At 38.1% G+C, this 18,071-nt stretch carries 20 protein-coding genes and 1 pseudogene; 10 read left to right on the forward strand and 11 right to left on the reverse strand.

Annotation, left to right across the window (positions count from 1 at the left end; genetic code table 11):
- Window positions 1-72: 72 nt before the first annotated feature.
- From AXA65_RS19040 to AXA65_RS19070, 7 genes and pseudogenes are all read right to left on the reverse strand, one after another.
- Window positions 73-788 (reverse strand): annotated as a pseudogene (locus tag AXA65_RS19040) (DNA alkylation repair protein).
- 130 nt (window positions 789-918) lie between these two features.
- Window positions 919-1,548 carry a chloramphenicol acetyltransferase gene (locus tag AXA65_RS19045; protein ID WP_063971628.1) on the reverse strand — a complete coding sequence of 210 codons (630 nt, stop codon included), beginning with the start codon at window positions 1,546-1,548 and terminating at the stop codon, window positions 919-921.
- Between the two features lie 2 nt (window positions 1,549-1,550).
- Entirely contained in the window at window positions 1,551-2,822 is a 1,272-nt protein-coding gene (locus AXA65_RS19050) for a cation:proton antiporter (RefSeq protein WP_063971629.1), read from the reverse strand.
- A 34-nt stretch (window positions 2,823-2,856) separates the two neighbouring features.
- A complete protein-coding gene (locus AXA65_RS19055; protein WP_063971630.1) occupies window positions 2,857-3,486 on the reverse strand; it encodes a DUF4919 domain-containing protein in 630 nt (209 codons plus the stop codon).
- A complete protein-coding gene (gene hflX, locus AXA65_RS19060; RefSeq protein WP_063971631.1) occupies window positions 3,479-4,699 on the reverse strand; it encodes a GTPase HflX in 1,221 nt (406 codons plus the stop codon). The genes AXA65_RS19055 and hflX overlap by 8 nt, the downstream gene beginning before the upstream one ends.
- Before the next feature lie 110 nt (window positions 4,700-4,809).
- Window positions 4,810-5,220, reverse strand: coding sequence for an OsmC family peroxiredoxin (locus AXA65_RS19065; RefSeq protein ID WP_063971632.1), 411 nt, complete (start codon window positions 5,218-5,220; stop codon window positions 4,810-4,812).
- Window positions 5,221-5,316: 96 nt separating this feature from the next.
- Window positions 5,317-5,757 (reverse strand): META domain-containing protein, encoded by a 441-nt coding sequence (locus tag AXA65_RS19070; protein ID WP_063971688.1) that lies wholly within the window; start codon window positions 5,755-5,757, stop codon window positions 5,317-5,319.
- A 90-nt stretch (window positions 5,758-5,847) separates the two neighbouring features.
- On the opposite strand from AXA65_RS19070, the gene AXA65_RS19075 reads away from it, so the two are divergent.
- From AXA65_RS19075 to AXA65_RS19095, 5 genes are all read left to right on the forward strand, one after another.
- Window positions 5,848-7,980 carry a S46 family peptidase gene (locus tag AXA65_RS19075; protein WP_063971633.1) on the forward strand — a complete coding sequence of 711 codons (2,133 nt, stop codon included), beginning with the start codon at window positions 5,848-5,850 and terminating at the stop codon, window positions 7,978-7,980.
- A gap of 109 nt (window positions 7,981-8,089) precedes the next feature.
- Entirely contained in the window at window positions 8,090-9,160 is a 1,071-nt protein-coding gene (locus tag AXA65_RS19080) for a calcium:proton antiporter (protein WP_063971634.1), read from the forward strand.
- Window positions 9,161-9,306: 146 nt separating this feature from the next.
- Entirely contained in the window at window positions 9,307-9,810 is a 504-nt protein-coding gene (locus AXA65_RS19085) for a GNAT family N-acetyltransferase (protein ID WP_063971635.1), read from the forward strand.
- A gap of 39 nt (window positions 9,811-9,849) precedes the next feature.
- Window positions 9,850-10,362: a GNAT family N-acetyltransferase gene (locus tag AXA65_RS19090; RefSeq protein WP_063971636.1), complete on the forward strand. Its 513-nt coding sequence runs from the start codon at window positions 9,850-9,852 to the stop codon at window positions 10,360-10,362.
- A 2-nt stretch (window positions 10,363-10,364) separates the two neighbouring features.
- Window positions 10,365-10,832, forward strand: a complete 468-nt coding sequence (locus AXA65_RS19095; protein ID WP_063971637.1) for a GyrI-like domain-containing protein — start codon at window positions 10,365-10,367, stop codon at window positions 10,830-10,832.
- A gap of 1 nt (window position 10,833) precedes the next feature.
- On the opposite strand, the gene bcp is transcribed toward AXA65_RS19095, so the two are convergent.
- Window positions 10,834-11,280: a thioredoxin-dependent thiol peroxidase gene (gene bcp, locus AXA65_RS19100; protein WP_063971638.1), complete on the reverse strand. Its 447-nt coding sequence runs from the start codon at window positions 11,278-11,280 to the stop codon at window positions 10,834-10,836.
- Window positions 11,281-11,465: 185 nt separating this feature from the next.
- On the opposite strand from bcp, the gene nth reads away from it, so the two are divergent.
- Window positions 11,466-12,086 carry an endonuclease III gene (nth, locus tag AXA65_RS19105; RefSeq protein WP_063971639.1) on the forward strand — a complete coding sequence of 207 codons (621 nt, stop codon included), beginning with the start codon at window positions 11,466-11,468 and terminating at the stop codon, window positions 12,084-12,086.
- Between the two features lies 1 nt (window position 12,087).
- Here the strand turns inward: nth and AXA65_RS19110 are convergent, their stop codons facing one another.
- From AXA65_RS19110 to AXA65_RS19120, 3 genes are read right to left on the reverse strand one after another with little or no spacing between them, the layout of a single operon-like run.
- Window positions 12,088-12,534, reverse strand: a complete 447-nt coding sequence (locus AXA65_RS19110) for a DinB family protein (protein ID WP_063971640.1) — start codon at window positions 12,532-12,534, stop codon at window positions 12,088-12,090.
- A 6-nt stretch (window positions 12,535-12,540) separates the two neighbouring features.
- Window positions 12,541-13,137 (reverse strand): HPP family protein, encoded by a 597-nt coding sequence (locus AXA65_RS19115; protein ID WP_063971641.1) that lies wholly within the window; start codon window positions 13,135-13,137, stop codon window positions 12,541-12,543.
- 7 nt (window positions 13,138-13,144) lie between these two features.
- Entirely contained in the window at window positions 13,145-14,944 is a 1,800-nt protein-coding gene (locus AXA65_RS19120; RefSeq protein WP_063971642.1) for a DUF885 domain-containing protein, read from the reverse strand.
- Window positions 14,945-15,165: 221 nt separating this feature from the next.
- On the opposite strand from AXA65_RS19120, the gene AXA65_RS19125 reads away from it, so the two are divergent.
- The 4 genes from AXA65_RS19125 (at window position 15,166) to AXA65_RS19140 (ending at window position 18,068) form a co-directional block, all read left to right on the forward strand.
- Complete coding sequence (locus tag AXA65_RS19125) at window positions 15,166-15,624, forward strand: hypothetical protein (RefSeq protein WP_063971643.1); 459 nt, start codon at window positions 15,166-15,168, stop codon at window positions 15,622-15,624.
- A gap of 72 nt (window positions 15,625-15,696) precedes the next feature.
- Window positions 15,697-16,626 carry a ferric siderophore ABC transporter substrate-binding protein gene (locus AXA65_RS19130; RefSeq protein WP_228391714.1) on the forward strand — a complete coding sequence of 310 codons (930 nt, stop codon included), beginning with the start codon at window positions 15,697-15,699 and terminating at the stop codon, window positions 16,624-16,626.
- A 103-nt stretch (window positions 16,627-16,729) separates the two neighbouring features.
- Window positions 16,730-17,371, forward strand: coding sequence for a MotA/TolQ/ExbB proton channel family protein (locus AXA65_RS19135; RefSeq protein ID WP_063971644.1), 642 nt, complete (start codon window positions 16,730-16,732; stop codon window positions 17,369-17,371).
- Window positions 17,372-17,420: 49 nt separating this feature from the next.
- Window positions 17,421-18,068: a hypothetical protein gene (locus AXA65_RS19140; RefSeq protein ID WP_063971645.1), complete on the forward strand. Its 648-nt coding sequence runs from the start codon at window positions 17,421-17,423 to the stop codon at window positions 18,066-18,068.
- Window positions 18,069-18,071 lie beyond the last annotated feature (3 nt).

Below are 18,071 nucleotides of genomic sequence, written 5' to 3' on the forward strand. Positions count from 1 at the left end.
ATTTGGTTTTTAACAAAGATAATTTTTCTTTCTCAAAATAAGTCGTGTTTTCTCCTGAAAAACTGACATAGATCAAATCCTTCCCTTCAAATAATCCTGACGCAGACTTTCATCCAGTTTTTCAATCGCATATCGAAGGCAAGTTCTTGGCATTTCTCTGTAATGCAAGTTGAGAAAATCCAGTAATTCTCGTTCGCTTCTATTTCCCATTTCGCGGAGAAGCCAGCCGTTTGCTTTGTGCATCAAATCGTGTGGATGACCAAGGTTTCTCTTTACAAATTCCTTTGTGAGTTCAAAATTTCCTTTTTTGATGTAATGCATTGTTCCGACAATTGCGATGCGTTTCTCCCACATTTTATCAGAATTCGACAAATCGATCAATAGCTTTTCTTGTTGATTTTCAAAACAATACCGACCTAAAATCTTGTAACACGACGTATCAACTAAATCCCAATTATTAATGAAATCAAGATGCTTGAGATAAAAATCGATGATGTCTTTTTGCTGGGATTTTCTTTTGACTTTTCAAATTTCAGAATCAACATCAGTAAAGCCATCAATCGATGTTCGTGATATTTTGATGATAAAAATTCGCTCAATTCATTGAGAGAAATTTTATTATAATATTCCTTCGCCACTTTCCTTTGGTCTGGAACGATGACACCAAGAAAAAGGTCGCCTTCACCGTATTCGCCTTTTCCGGTTTTGAAAAATTTGGGGAGAAATTCTGCTTTTTCCGGGATTGCTAGGATTTCGAGATCTTGTTTTATTTCGGTTGAAACTGACATATTGTTTCAATTTTGTATGGGAAATTGAACTCCTTCGGAGTTCCTCGTGAAAATATGATTTATCTTTCTATTAACAGATTGCTTCGCTGGAGCACTTATTTCCAACTCGAAACCTCAACCAAAAATAAAATCATTTTAAGTTAAGCTGATTCTGAAACGCTTCCAAATACTTAGCAAGATGAAAACCATCCATCAAATCGTGGTGCGCTTCAATAGAAACTGGTAACATTTTCCGTCCGTTTTTCTCAGAGAATTTCCCGAAGACAATTTTGGGAATCGATTCTTTTGGGTCAAAATCTGTTGGATGAAGCAAACCTGTGAAATTCGTCCAAGGCATCGTGGAATGTCGGATATGATTTGGTGGAAGTGACTCGTTTTTAATCCTTAAACCAGTCGAATTTTGAACCTCATCAATTTCTTTCTGCAAATTCTGATTGAAGATTTGAAAATCATCAGAATATTCGAAATAAGAGAAACAAAACGTTCCGTCATTTCGTCCAATCGTAGAACCAACGTGTACAATGTCGAATGCTATAACTTCATCATTTACAATCCTATAACCAAATTCTTCAACTGAGTTCACCGCTTTCATTGATTTGTGAAGATAATGTGCAAAAAAGGATTCCTTATTATCTTTTGCCAGCTGAAACGTTTCCGTGCAATCAACTTCTGTTACGATTCCAAAATAGGGACTTTTCATTCCGGAAAAGAATTCGAAATGTTCTTTTCTCTTCCAGGTTTCGATGTCTATCACTTTCATTTTTAATGAATTTCTTCTAATATTTTTTCTTCCGTTGCAATCTTATTCGGATTGGCCACTTTTCCAATTGTAAGACCTTGAACTACAATTGAAAAGACTACAACACAATAAGTTATACTAATGATGATTTTATTGTATTCATTCTGAGGAATCGACAACGCCAAAGCGATGGAAACTCCACCACGGATGCCACCCCAGACCAGAACTTTCACAGTTTGTGGACTGAATCGATATCTTAAAGACATAAACTTCGTCGGAACAAAAATCGCCACCCAACGCGCCAATAAAACGATTAAAATACAAATTCCACCAGCAATGAGATATTCATTTAAGTCTTTGATCAACAGCAATTCAAAACCGATAAACAGGAACAGAACGGCGTTCATAATTTCATCAATCAATTCCCAGAATTTAATCAAATAATCCTGTGTTTCCGATTTCATTTTGAAACTCTCGCTAAAATTTCCCATAAATAATCCGGCTGCAACCATTGCCAAAGGTGCAGAAATATGCATCTCGTGAGCAATCAAATATCCTCCCATAACGACTGATAATGTGATCAATACGGAAATAATATAATCATCCACCATTCGCATCGCTCTAGAAGCCGATAATCCAAGAAGAACACCTAAAAGCAATCCGCCGCCAGCTTCACGCAATAAAAGCAAGCCGACACTTTCGACATTCAAATCGATTTCTTTTCCGATAGCTAATTGCAAAACGACCGTGAAAACCACAACCGCCATCCCATCATTGAAAAGCGATTCGCCGGCCACTTTGGTTTCCAAAGATTTTGAAACATTCGCCTGTTTCAAAATACTTAGAACCGCCACTGGATCGGTCGGAGAAATCAATGCGCCAAAAACGAGACAGTAAATAAAAGGGATTTGAACTCCGGCAAAAGGCAACAAATAATAAGCACCAAAAGCGACTGCAAACGTGGAAATAATAACACCGACGGTTGAAAATATCAAGACTGGACCAAATTGTTCCTTTAAATCTTTGATATTAATGTGGATTCCACCCGCGAAAAGCAGGAAGTTTAGCATCGCGCCCATCAGAACTTCGGTGAAATCAAAATTGTTGATGAGTTCTGTAAGATGCGTGGTTGTCTTAGGCAAAAAATTGTCGCCCGAGGCAACCAAAGTTACAGAAACGACGATAGCGATGACCATAATTCCAATTGCACTTGGCAATTTTAGAATTCTGTGATTGATGTAAGCAAACAATGATGCTAATACGATTAGGACTGAATATGAGTAATATAACTCCATTAATATTTTTGTTTTATCTAAATTTCAGACTCCGTTAGAAGTCGTTATAAATGACTTTGATGTAGGTTTTTGTATTGTTGTTTTCCCAAATATCAAACATTCCGCCCGTTGCCGGTTTTGACGACCTCGACGCTTGTCTCGGAATTTGGATGACATTGATCAAAATATATTCGTCGCCGACAGAGTTGACGAGATAAGCTGAATCTTCCGATTTTCCATCGCCCGAATCCAAAATGGCGCTCGTCAGCAATTTGAACTGACTGAGATAATAGGTGAAATTCTTCACATCCTGCTGTTTGTCATAGCATTGTAACATGATCATCAGCAAGTCGAGATTGGTAGGATCAACGGACAAAAGCTGGTTGGCTTTTGTGATGGTTTCCGCGTAATCCTGTTTTTTGAAATCGTCCAAAAGTTTCCTGAACGATTTATCGCTTGTTGAAATTGTTTTATCTAAGAAAGTCCTTCCGTAATACAAATGCTGAGCCTCCACACTGTCTATGGACTTTGGCAAGCCTTTGTATTTGAAAAGCATTTTCTGATAATAAAATTCCGAATCTTTATCCGTAATTTCTTTCTTAATATCATCCAAATTGATTTTTGACTTCTGAGAAAACCCAAAAGTCGCCATCATTAAAAAGAAAAATAAAAAGATTCTATTCATTGATTTCTTCTTCGTCCTCAAAATATTCGAACAGCAAATCGTTGTAAGGGAAACGGGAAATGTGGATCCTGTGAACCTCATCGTAGATCATTTTCTTCATTTCCGGAAAGTTTTCTTTCGTCAAAGCTGAAATGAAAACGGTTGGGAATTTGGATTTCGCCATCCAGGTTTTCATCCATTCTTCCAAAGAAATATTTTTGTTGGAGCCCGGCGTCAAATCGTCTTCGTCCTTCTTCTCGTAACTGAAATCATCGATTTTGTTGAAAACCATAATCATCGGTTTCTGATGCGCATCTATTTCCTGAAGAATTTCGTTCACAGAATTAACATGGTCTTCAAAACTTTCGTGGGAAATGTCCACGACGTGAATCAGCAAATCCGCTTCACGAACCTCATCCAAGGTCGATTTAAAACTCTCTACCAACTGCGTCGGCAACTTTCTGATGAATCCAACGGTGTCCGTCAAAAGGAAAGGAAGATTTCCAATCACAACTTTACGAACTGTTGTATCAAGCGTTGCAAACAATTTATTTTCAGCGAAAACATCGGATTTTGACAAAGCATTCATCAATGTTGATTTCCCAACATTCGTGTAACCAACGAGCGCAGTTCGAACCATTTTCCCACGGTTGTTTCGCTGCGTTCCCATTTGTTTGTCGATGACCTTCAATTTGTCTTTCAACAATGTGATTCGGTCACGGATGATCCTTCTATCGGTTTCGATTTCCGTTTCCCCAGGTCCACGCATCCCGATTCCCCCTTTTTGTCTTTCGAGGTGGGTCCACATCCTGGTCAATCGCGGCAAAAGATATTGATATTGAGCTAATTCCACCTGAGTTCTCGCATAAGAGGTCTGAGCTCTTTGGGCAAAAATATCGAGAATCAAATTGGTTCTATCGAGAACTTTGACTTCCATCTCGCGCTCCAGATTCTTCAATTGAGAAGGCGACAATTCATCATCAAAAATAACCGTTCCGATTTTTTGCTCTTTTACATAATCACGGATTTCCTCCATTTTTCCTTTACCAACAAAGGTTTTGGAATCTGGCTGAGTCAGTCTTTGGGTAAAACGTTTATCAACAGAAGCGCCAGCTGTGAAAGCCAAAAACTCCAGTTCGTCCATATATTCTATCAGTTTATCTTCGCTTTGGTTTTGAGTAATAAGACCAACCAAAACCGCTGTTTCATACTGATGTTCTTTATTTTCTATCATTCAATTATATTATTATCTGATTCTGACAAGATACTATTTTTCGACAAAAAAACCAAAGATGAACTTTGGTTTTTATTTTCTACTTGAAATTTGAAAGTTGATTTTTCAAATTAAGCTAAAGTGGCCGTCAAAGATTTTTCGAAACTGAAAGCGACGCTGACAGGACATTGTTCTTCGGCATTTTTTGCGATTTTCTGGAAATCTTCTTCAGAGATTCCTGGTACTTTTGCGTTCAAGGTGAGTTCTGACAAACTGATTTTGCCGTCCACCAAACTGATTTTGCATTCTGTCTCCAAAGTTTCCGGTGTGTAACCTGCTTCCGTTAATAACGAAGACGTCATCATCGTGAAACAGCCTGCGTGAGCCGCTGCCAACAATTCTTCTGGATTGGTTCCAACACCTTCTTCAAATCTGCTTTTGAAAGAATATTGGGTATCATTAAGTGTTGTACTTTGCGTTGTCAAAACGCCGCTTCCTTCTTTTACTGTGCCTTTCCAGACTGCTTTTGCACTTCTTTTCATAATTAATTTTATTTGGATTTATAATTTGCTTAATTTTTTTTGATGTTTTAAATCGCAGATGAAATCATTCATCATTTATAATTCATCATTCATTTCCTAATCCCAATCTTGCTCAACAAATTTCATTTTGTCACCGTTTGCATTGGATAAAGTTAAAAAATGTCCTTCGATTTTGTATTGCGTTATAGTTGGTAAAGTTTTTCCGAATGCGTCTTCCAACTTCATCCTGCCGTCACAATACATCATTGTGGAACCAACGCCTGAGAATTTTGCTTTTCCGTTATTAAATTCTGCCGTGAAAAACATGCCGTTACAACCCATTTTTGCGGTGTAACGATTGGGCGATTCTGCATTTTTTGTCAAATCAATATTAGCTTCCAACTTTACCATTTCTTGTTTAGTAAAATCTTTGTATTCAACGAGCATCCATTTTTTGTGAAGATTCTGCATTGCTGACATAGATTGATTTGATGATTTACAAGAAACTGTAAGAAGTAATATTAATGATAAAATACCGATTGACTGTAGAAATTTCATACTTTGAACTTTGCTTAGTCTCTTATCCAAATTCATACCATTAGATTTAAAATAATGAGTAAATTAGCCCCATTAAAATAAATTTCTATTATGAAAAAAATATTTTTGGCGCTTACTTTTTTATTGAGTTTTGCGCAAATGAGAGCAGACGAAGGAATGTGGCTTCTGATGCTTGTAAAACGTCTGAACGGCGTGGATATGCAAAAAGAAGGTCTGCACCTGACTCCGGAAGAAATCTATTCCGTAAACAACTCCAGTTTGAAAGACGCCATCGTAAGTTTCGGAGGTTTCTGTACTGGTGAGATGGTTTCTGACAAAGGATTGATTTTTACGAATCACCACTGTGGTTATGATGCTGTTGCGGCGGCTTCGACACCTGAAAAAGATTATTTGAAGAATGGATTCTGGGCAATGAAACCGAATGAGGAATTCAATGCGAAAGGTCTTTATGTAAGATTTCTTGTAAGAATGGATGACGTTTCTGCAAGAATCAATGCAAAACTGAACAACAATATGTCTGCTGCTGACAGAAAAGCTGTTATCGATGCAGAATACAAAGCCATCCAGACAGAAAACTCTGAAAACGGAAAATACACTGTTGTAGTAAGAGATTTCTTCAATGGAAACGAGTTTTATTATTTTGTATATCAAGACTATAAAGACATTCGTCTAGTTGGTGCACCACCTTCATCTTTAGGGAAATTCGGTGGTGATACAGACAACTGGGAATGGCCAAGACACACTGCAGATTTCACAGTTTTCCGTGCTTACGGCGATGCTAATGGAAATCCAGCAGAATATTCTGAAACCAATGTTCCACTGAAACCAAAACACCATTTACCAGTTTCTCTTAAAGGTTACAAACCTGGCGATTTCACAATGATCCTTGGATACCCTGGAAGAACCAACCGTTATTTGACTTCTTACGGAATCGAACAAATGGTAGACAAAGATTATCCAGCTTGGGTTGAAGCTTCTAAAGTAGCGATGGACGTAATGAAAAAGTATATGGACAAGGACAAAGCGACTCAGTTGGATTATGCATCTCAGTACGCAAGTGTTGCCAATTACTGGAAAAACAGACAAGGAACCATTGATGCTGTAAAGAAAAATGGAACAGTTTCTGAAAAACAAAAAACGGAACAAATCTACACGCAATGGGCAGCTCAGTCTCCGAATGAGCAAACTTATTACAGCGTTTTACCGGAAATTCAAACTTATTACAAGCAAATCTCTGGCAGAAATGTTGAGCGTAACTACGCTTCAATCTTGCAGAGAAATGCGCATTATATTGCTACAGCGTTCCAATTAGGAAGTTTATTCAAAACTTACGCAGACCAAGACGAAGCTGGAAAAACGGCTATGAAACCAAAAGTTCTCGAGGCTGTTGAAAAGGCTTACGACGGTTTCCACGATAATGTAGAAGGCGAAATGCTTAACTCTTTGGCTTCTCTTTATAAAACAAAGGTGGCTAAAGAATTTGCTTCTCCTACCATTTCAGCAGCAGATGTTAATAGCCTTTCAACTATGGCTTTCTCTTCTATTTTTGCTAATAAAAAATCAGCTTTGGCTTTCATAGAAAATCCGGACAGACTGAAAATTGACGGCGATAAATTGAGACAATTCGTAAACGGCGTGGTTGAAGACCAAAAATTAGGTACTGAAAAATATGCCAAGGTTGATGAGAACTTTGCTAAAAACAGCAGACTATTCTTGGACGGACTTAGAAAAGCACAGCCGGAAAAAGTATTCTATCCAGATGCCAACTCTACAATGAGATTGACTTACGGAACGGTGCAAACGCTTCCTGAAAGGTCTGACAGAAACTACAAAGGCATCAAAGAAAACTATTACACCGATATCAACGGGATGGTTGCCAAATACAAAAAAGGCGATGAGGAATTTGACCTTCCAAAAAAAGTCCTTGACCTTGCTAAGAAAAAAGACTACGGTCAATATGCAGACAAACAAGGATTTATGCCAATCAATTTCTTGTCAAACAATGATATTACCGGAGGAAACTCAGGTTCTCCGATTATAGATGGAAATGGAAATTTGCTAGGTCTTGCCTTCGATGGAAACAGCGAAGCTTTGAGTGGCGACATCGTTTTCGAACCTAATTTGCAAAGAACGATCAACGTGGATGTTCGTTACGTACTTTGGGTGATCGACAAATATGCTGGAGCAACAAGACTCATCAGCGAATTGACTTTGGTAAAATAATTTTTTATCAAATATTATACAAGCCACCTATTTTGGTGGCTTTTTTGTTGGTCAAAACTCGCGAAACACTTCTTAATTATTTTTTTGTAAATTAGAGAAATCATTTTTTATGAGTTTAAAGTCTTTACTTCACTGGTCCTACATTTTCCCTTTACTATCGCTCGCATACTATTTTTTTGGTGTTGTTGATGACAACGCTTGGCTCGCCACTTTAGGAAGTTTACTTCTAATCAGTTCCGTTTTGGCAGCCGTACATCACGCCGAGGTTGTAGCACATAAGGTGGGTGAACCGTTCGGAACAATCATTCTTGCGATTGCCATTACAGTTCTGGAAGTTGGATTAATTGTCTCCTTGATGGTAGCCGGCGGTAAAGAGACCAGCACATTAGCAAGAGACACCGTTTTCGCAGCCGTAATGTTGATTCTGAACGGGATTCTCGGCGCTTGTCTCTTAGTTGGCGGACTCAAATTCAAAGAACAATTCTTCGCCAGAACATCTGGAAATATGGCATTAATAAGTTTGGTTGCCATTGTCGTAATGACTTTGATTTTACCAAATTACACCACAACAGAACTATCCGCCACATTCAGCAAAGCACAATTGATTTTTTTCTCAGTTTCATCTTTGGTTATTTACAGTACATTCTTGATGGTTCAAACCGTGAGACACAGAAATTATTTTCTTCCTGAAAATGATGACGAGCCACACGCAGAACCGCCAACGAATGTCGAAAGCATACTGAGTCTGATATTTCTACTTATATGTCTCGGCGTTGTTGTCGTAATGGCAAAATCCCTATCTCCAACGATTGAAAGCGTAGTCCACAATCTCGGAGCACCACAAGCCTTGGTAGGTGTTATCATCGCAGCGGTCGTCCTTTTGCCGGAAGGAATGGCCGCGATAAAAGCCGCAAGACGAAATCAGTTTCAAACGAGTTTGAATCTGGCTTTAGGCTCTGCTATTGCGAGTATTGGATTGACGATTCCTTGTGTTGCCGTAGTTTCCATTATTTACGAAATGCCTTTGGTTCTTGGACTTGACATCAAATCAATGGTTTTGCTAGCTTTATCACTTTACACCGTGATGCTTTCCTTAAGCCGAGGAAAAACGAATATTCTTTACGGAGTCGTTTTATTAGTAAATCTTTTAGCTTACATTTTTACCGTTATCGTTCCTTAATTTTTTATTTTTGATTAATGAAATTTTAGCTTTTCGCCAAAAACTGATTGCTTTATCTGTAGCATTTGCATTGTCAGTCTGAGGTTCTCGAAGACAAACAAAAACTCAAAAATCTTCAGATTTTTTCAATATAAATTAAAACCGGTATGAAAAATTACGAAACCGAAAGATTAATTCTAAAACCTGCAGCTTTAGAAGACGCAGATTTCTTTCTGAAACTTTACAATTTACCATCGTTTATTAAATTTATCGGCGATAAAAATCTTCGAACAAAAGAAGATGCGGAAAAGTACATCACCAATCGATTTCTTCCTCAAATCGATAAATTGGGATTTGGAAATTACGTGGTCATTCATAAAAAACTGAATGAAAAAATTGGTGCAGTGGGTGTTTTCGTGCGAGAAGGAATTGATGTTCCTGATATTGGTTTTTCTTTCTTCCCTGACTTCGAAGGAAAAGGCTACGCTTACGAATCGGCTGTCAATTTGATGGAAATTGTCAAAACGGAATTCGGAGTAGAAAAACTTTCGGCGATGACTTCTGACGAGAATATCTCTTCTCAAAAACTAATTGAAAGACTCGGACTTCAATTCAAAAAATATGTAATTTTCCCTGATGATAACGAGGAATTGAGATATTATGAAAATTAATTTACTGATTAAATTTTAATTAAATAAGATTTAAAACTAATGTCAAAAACTTACGAAACAGAACGCCTCATCATCAAACTCGTTGATATCGACGATGCCGAACTCCTGTTGAAATTACTCAACACAGAAAAATGGCTGAAAAATATCGGCGACAGAAATGTTCATAATTTGGAAGACGCTCAGAAATATGTGAGAGAAAAGAATCTTCCGCAAATTGAAAGATTGGGTTTTGGAAATGCTATTGTGATCCTGAAATCTAACAATGAAAAAATCGGAACCGTCGGCTTGTACGACCGCGAAGGAATTGATGGTGTGGATATTGGTTTTGCTTTTTTTGAAGAATATGAGGGAAAAGGTTATGCGTACGAATCTGCACAGAAAATAATGGATGTTGGAATCAATGAATTTGGTATTAAAAAAGTCAGCGCAATCACTTTGCCTGAGAATTTTTCTTCAATCAAATTAATAGAAAAACTTGGACTGAAATTCAAAGAAGTTGTGAGAATTCCTAATGATAACGAAGATTTGAATCTTTATGAACTGAATTTGTAATAATGAATTTACCGCACCGAATCGAAATCATCGAATCAAAGAAATTAATTGGTTTTAGCATTACAACTTCTTTTCAGGAAGACAAAACGCCGATTGTTTGGAGAAAATTGATGATGCGAAAAAATGAGATTACCAGTCGGATTTCTGACCATCTTTTTTCACTTCAAATCTATCCTGAGAACTTCACACCCGATCAATCTTTCACAAAATACGCAATTGCCGAAGTTTCTGATTTTGATAATATGTCTAATGACTTTGAAACCTTTGCATTAGAAAGCGGAAAATATCTGGTTTTCACTTACAAAGGAAAAGCTGAAAATGGACCGGAACTTTTCGGCTATATTTTTCAGACCTTCATTCCGGAAAATAATTTTGAGGTTGATGACAGACCGCATTTTGAGATTTTCGGTGAAGATTATAATCCATCCGATGAAAACGCTCAGGAGGAAATCTGGATTCCTATCAAATAAATTATTCCAAAATCTGCGCAGCGTGGTCTTTCGTCTTCACTTTATCAATGACTTGGATGCAAATCCCGTTTTCATCAAAGACAAAAGTCGTTCTCACGATTCCCATAAATTCTTTGCCCATAAACTTCTTCAACTGCCAAACTCCGAACTTATTAATGACATCGTGGTCTTCATCCGCAATCACATCAAAGGGTAATTCATATTTCTCAGAGAAATTTTTCTGACGCTTTTCAGAATCCGCACTTACGCCAATCAACTGGAAACCTTTTTCTTTCAAAACCGAATAATTGTCTCTCAAATTACAGGCTTCTGCAGTGCAACCTGGTGTACTTGCTTTTGGGTAAAAGAAAACAACGAGTTTTTTGCCTTTCAGATTTTGAGAATCGATTTGTTCTCCGTTTTGATTTGTTCCGATAAATTCTGGTAAAGAATCGCCAAGCTTCAACATAATTTCTAATTTTACACAAAATTAGTTTATTCTTAGATTTCGCATCGTGAATTTGATGTGAAATGTTGAATAAATGCTGAAATCTGCAGCCCGACTTGAGTGGAGCTCTTTTTTGGATAAGGAAAGGTTTGGCAAAAAAAGCGGGAACGGAAGGCGGATAAAGCTGCCATAAAAATTAAAAAAATATGACCAAAAAACAAAGAGCGAAAATAGTTCAGGAAGAATTGGAAAAATTATATCCCGAAGTTCCGATTCCGCTGGAACACAAAGACGCTTATACTCTGATGGTTGCAGTTGCACTTTCTGCCCAGACGACCGACAAAAAAGTGAACCAGGTCACGCCTCGCCTATTTGCGGTTGCCGATACACCTGAGAAAATGGCGAAGCTGAGTGTTGAAGAAATCAAAGAACTGATCAAAGAAATAGGCCTTTCAAATTCCAAAGCAAAAAACCTGAAAAAGATGGCAGAAGTTCTGGTTGAGAAGCATAATTCTGTGGTTCCTCAGACTTATGAAGAGCTGGAAGAATTGGCTGGCGTTGGCCACAAAACGGCATCTGTTGTGATGAGTCAGGGTTTTGGATTTCCTGCTTTTCCCGTCGACACACACATCCATCGATTGATGAAGCAATGGAAACTGACTTCAGGAAAAAACGTGGTGGAAACTGAGCGCGATGCAAAAAGTATCTGGAACGAAAATGTCTGGAACAAACTACATCTTCAAATCATCTTTTACGGCCGGGAATATTCGCCTGCGAGAGGCAGTCGGGAGAAGGATTATATCACGAAAATGCTATTCGAAAAATAATTTAGATATCCAATAATCTTCTGTGGTAATTGATTTGCCCAAGATGATAATTGAGATGCGAAAGCAAATGGATTAGGAAATATCCGGTGGTCATTTTGTAGCCTAAAGCTTCTGTTGGATACTCTTTTTTCAAATCTTCATCGGACAGTTTTTCTAATGTAGAATTGACGATTTGTATCAGAGATTCAAGTTTTTCCAGAAGTTCGGTTTTTGGAATATCTTTCAACGAAAATTCCAAATCGCGCTGCCTCACATAACTTGAATTCCCCAATTCTGCACCAATGTAAGTATTGAGATTTCCAAGCAAATGAAGACAAAGGTTTCCGCCGGAATTCAAAATATGCTTATCTATTTCCCAAAGCGTTGTTTCGTTTTGATAAGATTTAATTTCAACTTTCAGTTTGTTCAGATCCCTCTTGTAGAGCGATTTTAAAATATCTATTGTCATTTATTTTTAATTTTTCTTGTTCAACATTCTTCTCATATGAACATATTTGGATTGCCGAACGTGATGCGGATATTTTCTCCCTTTTGGAATATTATTGAAAATCAGAGCGACAATCAACAAGATAAACGCACCACTCAAAACCGGCGACAATGCGTACCAATAGCCTAATTCCTGGATTTTCTCTGATGGAAGAACTGCAATCAAAGCTGTTGCGCCGCCTGGTGGATGCATTATTTTTGTAATTTGCATTACTACGATTGAAGATGCGACTGCAATAGAAGCATTCAGCCAAAGAATCTCAGGTAAAAATTTAAAAACCGTCACGCCAACCAAAGCCGATAGAACGTGACCGCCAATCAAATTTCTTGGTTGAGCCAATGGACTGTTGACCGCACCATAAATCAAAACGCTTGATGCGCCGAATGAACCTATTAAAAATACATTTTCGATTTCGGAAATCTGTTGAGACTGCAGAAAAGCAATCAATCCAATTCCAAAAAAAGCGCCGAGAAAAGACCAAAAGTGGTCTTTGAAATCGACTAAAGTTTCCTGGTAAAAAATATATTTGGTTTGTCTAAATCCTTTTCTGATCTGTTTCTTCATTTCATTCTTACTTTACATCTTTCGCCCACAAATCCATTTTACGTTCCAAAACCTGAAGCGGAAGGCAACCTTGACTCAACACTTCATCGTGAAAATCCGCAATATTGAATTTCTTTCCTAATTCCGATTTATATTTTTCCCTGAGTTCACGGATTTTCATTGCGCCGGTTTTGTAGCTCAAAGCCTGTCCGGGCATCGCCATATAACGCTCCACTTCTGCCGTTGCGCCCGCTTCATCATAAGCGACGTTGCTGAGGAAATATTTAATCGCTTCTTCTCGCGACATCTGTCCGGTGTGAATTCCTGTATCAATTACTAAACGAACGGCGCGTAACATTTCGTCACTCAAAGAACCCATTTTCTGATACGGGTCGGTGTAAAGTCCAAATTCCGGTCCGAGTGATTCGCAGTACAAAGCCCAGCCTTCGCCGTACGCACCAATCCAACCGAATCTCAAAAACTTAGGCAATTTCATATTTTCCTGTTGAAGGGAAATTTGATAATGATGACCAGGAATGGCCTCGTGAAGGAAAAGAGATTCCATTCCGGAAGTGACGTTGAATTTTGTCGGGTCAGGAATTGGTGTATAAAAAATCCCAGGACGTTTGCCATCCGGACTTCCTTGAATGTATTCTGCACTCGCACTGGCTTCTCTATACTTTTCAGTTTGTCGAATTTCAAAAGGTGTTTTCGGCGTGACATTGAACATCGTTTTCAGCTTCGGCGTAATCTTATCTAGGATGGATTGGAATCCGGCTAAGACCTCTTTCGAAGTTTTGTAAGGCATTGCTTTCGGGTCGGTTTTCACATAATTGAGGAATTCCTCCAAAGAACCTTTGAAACCGACTTGATTCTTCACTTTTTCCATATCGCCACGAAGTCTTTCCACTTCTGAAAGTCCAGTTTTATGGATTTCTTCCGGCGTTTTATTTGTTGTTGTCCAGCTTTTTACGTAGTAAGTATAAATATTGGTACCATTTGGCAAAGCATTGTAACCGTCAGTCGTTCTTGCTTTTGGCAGATATTCTTTTTCAAGAAAAGTTGCCATTTTTAGATAAGCCGGAATCAATTTATTTTTGATAGCATCCTGATAAAGTTTTGCGTATTTATTTGCGGTAACAGGGTTGAAATCCTTCGGCATATTTTTGATTGGTCCGTAGAAAATATTTTTATCGATTTCGAAAGTCGTGATCTCTTCGGCTTTCATCTGAGGAATCATTTTTATCACCAATGATCTTGGCAGAACAACATTGGTTTTGATTCCAGCTCGGAAGTTTTCTATTGCAGAATCCATCCAGACAGGGAAAAGTTCGATTCTCTTTAACCAATTATCATAATCTTTTTCTGTTTTGAAAGGCTGAATACCGCTTCCACTTCCCAACATCGGAAGATCCAAAGGCAGTCCACCAAACTGCGTGAACGGAATATATTCGGGATGATACGCGTAACGCTCCTGTTTATCAATCAGCGTATATTCCAAAACATCGAAAACCACTTTTTGGTCATTGTCCAAACTGTTGTAGTCCACAGACTTCAGTTGATTCTGAATGGAGTCATAAAAAGCAATCTCATTTTGAATAAATTCCTGACTCAGATTGTTTGGCAGAAGGTCGTTATATCTTTCATCTCCTTGCGAAGTAGCTTCCAAAGGATATAATTTGAGATATTCCTCGTAATAATTGGCAGCGATCGTATCCAAACTGGATTCGAATCCTGTATTTTTTACCATTGGTGAATCTCCTTTTTTACAAGAAACAGCAGAAAGTGCAAATACCACAATGGTCAATATTGTATAAATAGATCTCATTCTAAATTTTTAAGTAGTGTAAAGATAATATTTTATGATTATAAATTTTCACCCTGTTTATATTGCGGGTTATGCTTTCATATTAATAGAATATCAACAATTTTATTAATTTCAATGATTATTGCCAAAAATAAGTAACAAAAATTTTTCACATTCATTCTATTTTTTATCTTTGTTCAACACTATTAAAAAAAATCATTTCATAATCTATTATCCTTACAATGAAAGGAATACTAAAGATCTATCACCCAGAGGAAACTCTGAAGTATTTTATCAAGAACACTTATTGCAAGTCCGTTTACATCAATGCGCAGAATTTCTTGGAAGTAGAGGTCATCACAGATGATGCTTTGGACCATGTTGATGACGACTCTTTGCAGTACAATTTCCCTCAACTATCATTAGATATCATAGAGTTTCCAGTAACAACGTCTGAGTTGGAAGGGCAGACTTTCATCGTAGAAGATACAGATGACGAGATCTTTACAGAAGTTGACCTTTTTGATGACGAGGAAGCATTTCTATTCGACAACGAACTCAAATTTGAAAAAAATGAAACAGATGACCTCCAACTTTATTGGACAGGAAACATCACAGATTTCTACACAGGTTCAGACAATCCGATCCCTTTCAAGCTGAAATGTCACTTCCGTCCGGACGAGATAGAAGTTGACGACTAATTTTTTCAGGAAATAATATTTATATTTACGAATCGTTATAAAATTAATTTATAACGCAAACAAGTTTTTCCTATGTATCAGGATCTGGATGATATTATTTTCGAAGACCGACACAAGGCCTACGGCGCCTACGAGTACCGCAAGCATTATGAGTTTACGCTTACTAAAGCTTTGGTGGTGGGAGTTTTCATTTTCTCAGTCTTGTTCTTTCTTCCTGCTTCATTCATCAAATCGCACCAAAAAACGGCAGTTAATAGTGAAACCATCATTCCTGTAGACCTGACGGAAATGCGCATCAACTATGGTGACAACAGAAATGGAAAAGGCTTGGAAGAGCCAAAAGAGGAAGAAGGAAGTCCTGCGCCAATCGTAGAAAAGAAAGACGAAAAAGAAGTCGTGGCAGAAGTTGCAAAAGTTTCTAAAGAAAAAGTGGATAAAGACATTTCAGAAAATACAGTTCCAATCCCAACCAGAACCAAGAATCCACCAGTCGCAACCAAGAAGTCAAACGAAAAAACCAATTCTCCCCCAGTTGCCAATTCTACAAAAACAACCACTGGAAAAACCAACACCAAAGGTAACATCAAAAAAGAAAATGCTACAGGAGACGGCCGCGGAAACGCAGCTATTGGAAATCTGCTAAAAGGTAGAGGAACCAAATCCGGCTCGCAAGGAAACGGAACTGGACCTGGAAACTACGGCGACCCACTTGGTGGCGATGGCGACGGAAACAGCTTGATCGGCGTGGATAGAAAACTAGTTGGATTCATTCCTGGCACAATGGGAAGAGGCGGCGCACAGCCAAATCACGATTGCAAAGCCAGCGGAAGCATCAGTATTTCCTACACGGTAGACAAATCCGGAAAGGTAATTTCCGCAAAACGTCTCAGTGGCGTTTCCGATCCTTGTGTGGCCAGTACTGCTGTAAGTTGGGTGAAACAATATGTGAAAGCTGAGGCATCAACAATATCCTCAAAAGGGACTTACAAGATTATTTTTTAAAATTCCTATCAATAATCATTTCTCGTAAACTTTTCAATAATCTATCAGGATTAATCTTTAAGTTATTTATAAATTTGAAACTGTAAAAAAATAAACAAAAACTATGGCAGAGCAACATATCTCTATTTGGGAATTCCTTTTTGGCGGAGGCTTGCTGAGCGTGACGCTCATCATCATTCTTATCATTTCCGGAATAGCAGCCATCGTTTTTTTCGGACAGAAATTTTATGCACTCAACCGCGAAAATCAGGTTGACCCCTATCTTTTGAAAAATGTGAACGACCTTCTGAATGACGGACGAATTCAATCCGCTGTTGATTTTTGCAGAAGAGATAATTCTCCGGAATCCAGGAGTGTGGAAAAAGGACTTAACAGATTGGGAAGACCAATAAGTGAGATCTCCAACGCAATGGAAACGCACGCCCAGATCGAACTCCACAAAGCAGAAAAAAACATCGGTTTCCTTGCAACGCTTTCTGGCGCAGCACCAATGCTTGGACTTCTTGGCGGTGTTTTGATACTGACCTCTACTTTTGGAACGTTATCAAAAACCGAAACCGTTATTTCTCAAAATATTTTAGCAGCAGACTTCTACAAAGCTTTAGCACCGACTGTTATTGGACTTATCGTCGGATTTCTATCTTACATCTTTCACAATATTTTGGTAGCGAAAGTGGATTATCTATTGATGAAAATCCAGTTTCATACGAATGAGTTTTTGGATATCATCAACAAACCGGCTTAAGTGAAAAATTAGAAGTTAGATCGATCATCAATATTTTTAAAATAATTAAATGGAATTCCGAAGACGAACAAAGAAATTATCAGGATTGCCAATTGCATTTTATGTAGTTGCACTTCTGTTTTTTGTGCTTTTATTTTCCTTCAATTCCCTTTATTACAAAGCTTCCGAACAACCAAAACCAATTGTTGCAGAAGTTCCGAAACCGGTAGAAGCTGAACCCGAAAAAGACTCTGTCGTAAAACCTGAAATCTATCTTCCTGATATTGAAGTTTTACCTGCAGATACCGTTTCCATAGCTAAAGGGGCCATTCCTGTAAAAGAAGAAAAAAAGGAACCATCAAAATCCGAAACCGAGGATAAAAAACTAGCCAAGAAAGATGACTCTTCGACTCCGCTCAGAAGCCAAGATCCGAAGGACGACAAGATCACCAAAATAGGCAAAGACAGAATCCTGACCGCCTTCATTCCTGGAACTATGGGAAAAGCCGGAAAATTGCCTTCTCATAATTGTAAAACAAAGGGTCAACTCGTCATGTTCATCACCGTTGACAAAGCCGGAAATGTAACTTCTGCCGGACGTAGTAGCGGAATCAAAGATGCTTGCAACGTCACCGCAGCTGTGATTTGGACAAAGAAATATGTGAAGGCGAAGAAGTCCCAAAATGTTTCTCAGGGAACTTACACGATTGTTTTTTAACTA

The organism is Chryseobacterium sp. FP211-J200 (assembly GCF_001643375.1).
Classification (GTDB): domain Bacteria; phylum Bacteroidota; class Bacteroidia; order Flavobacteriales; family Weeksellaceae; genus Epilithonimonas; species Epilithonimonas ginsengisoli.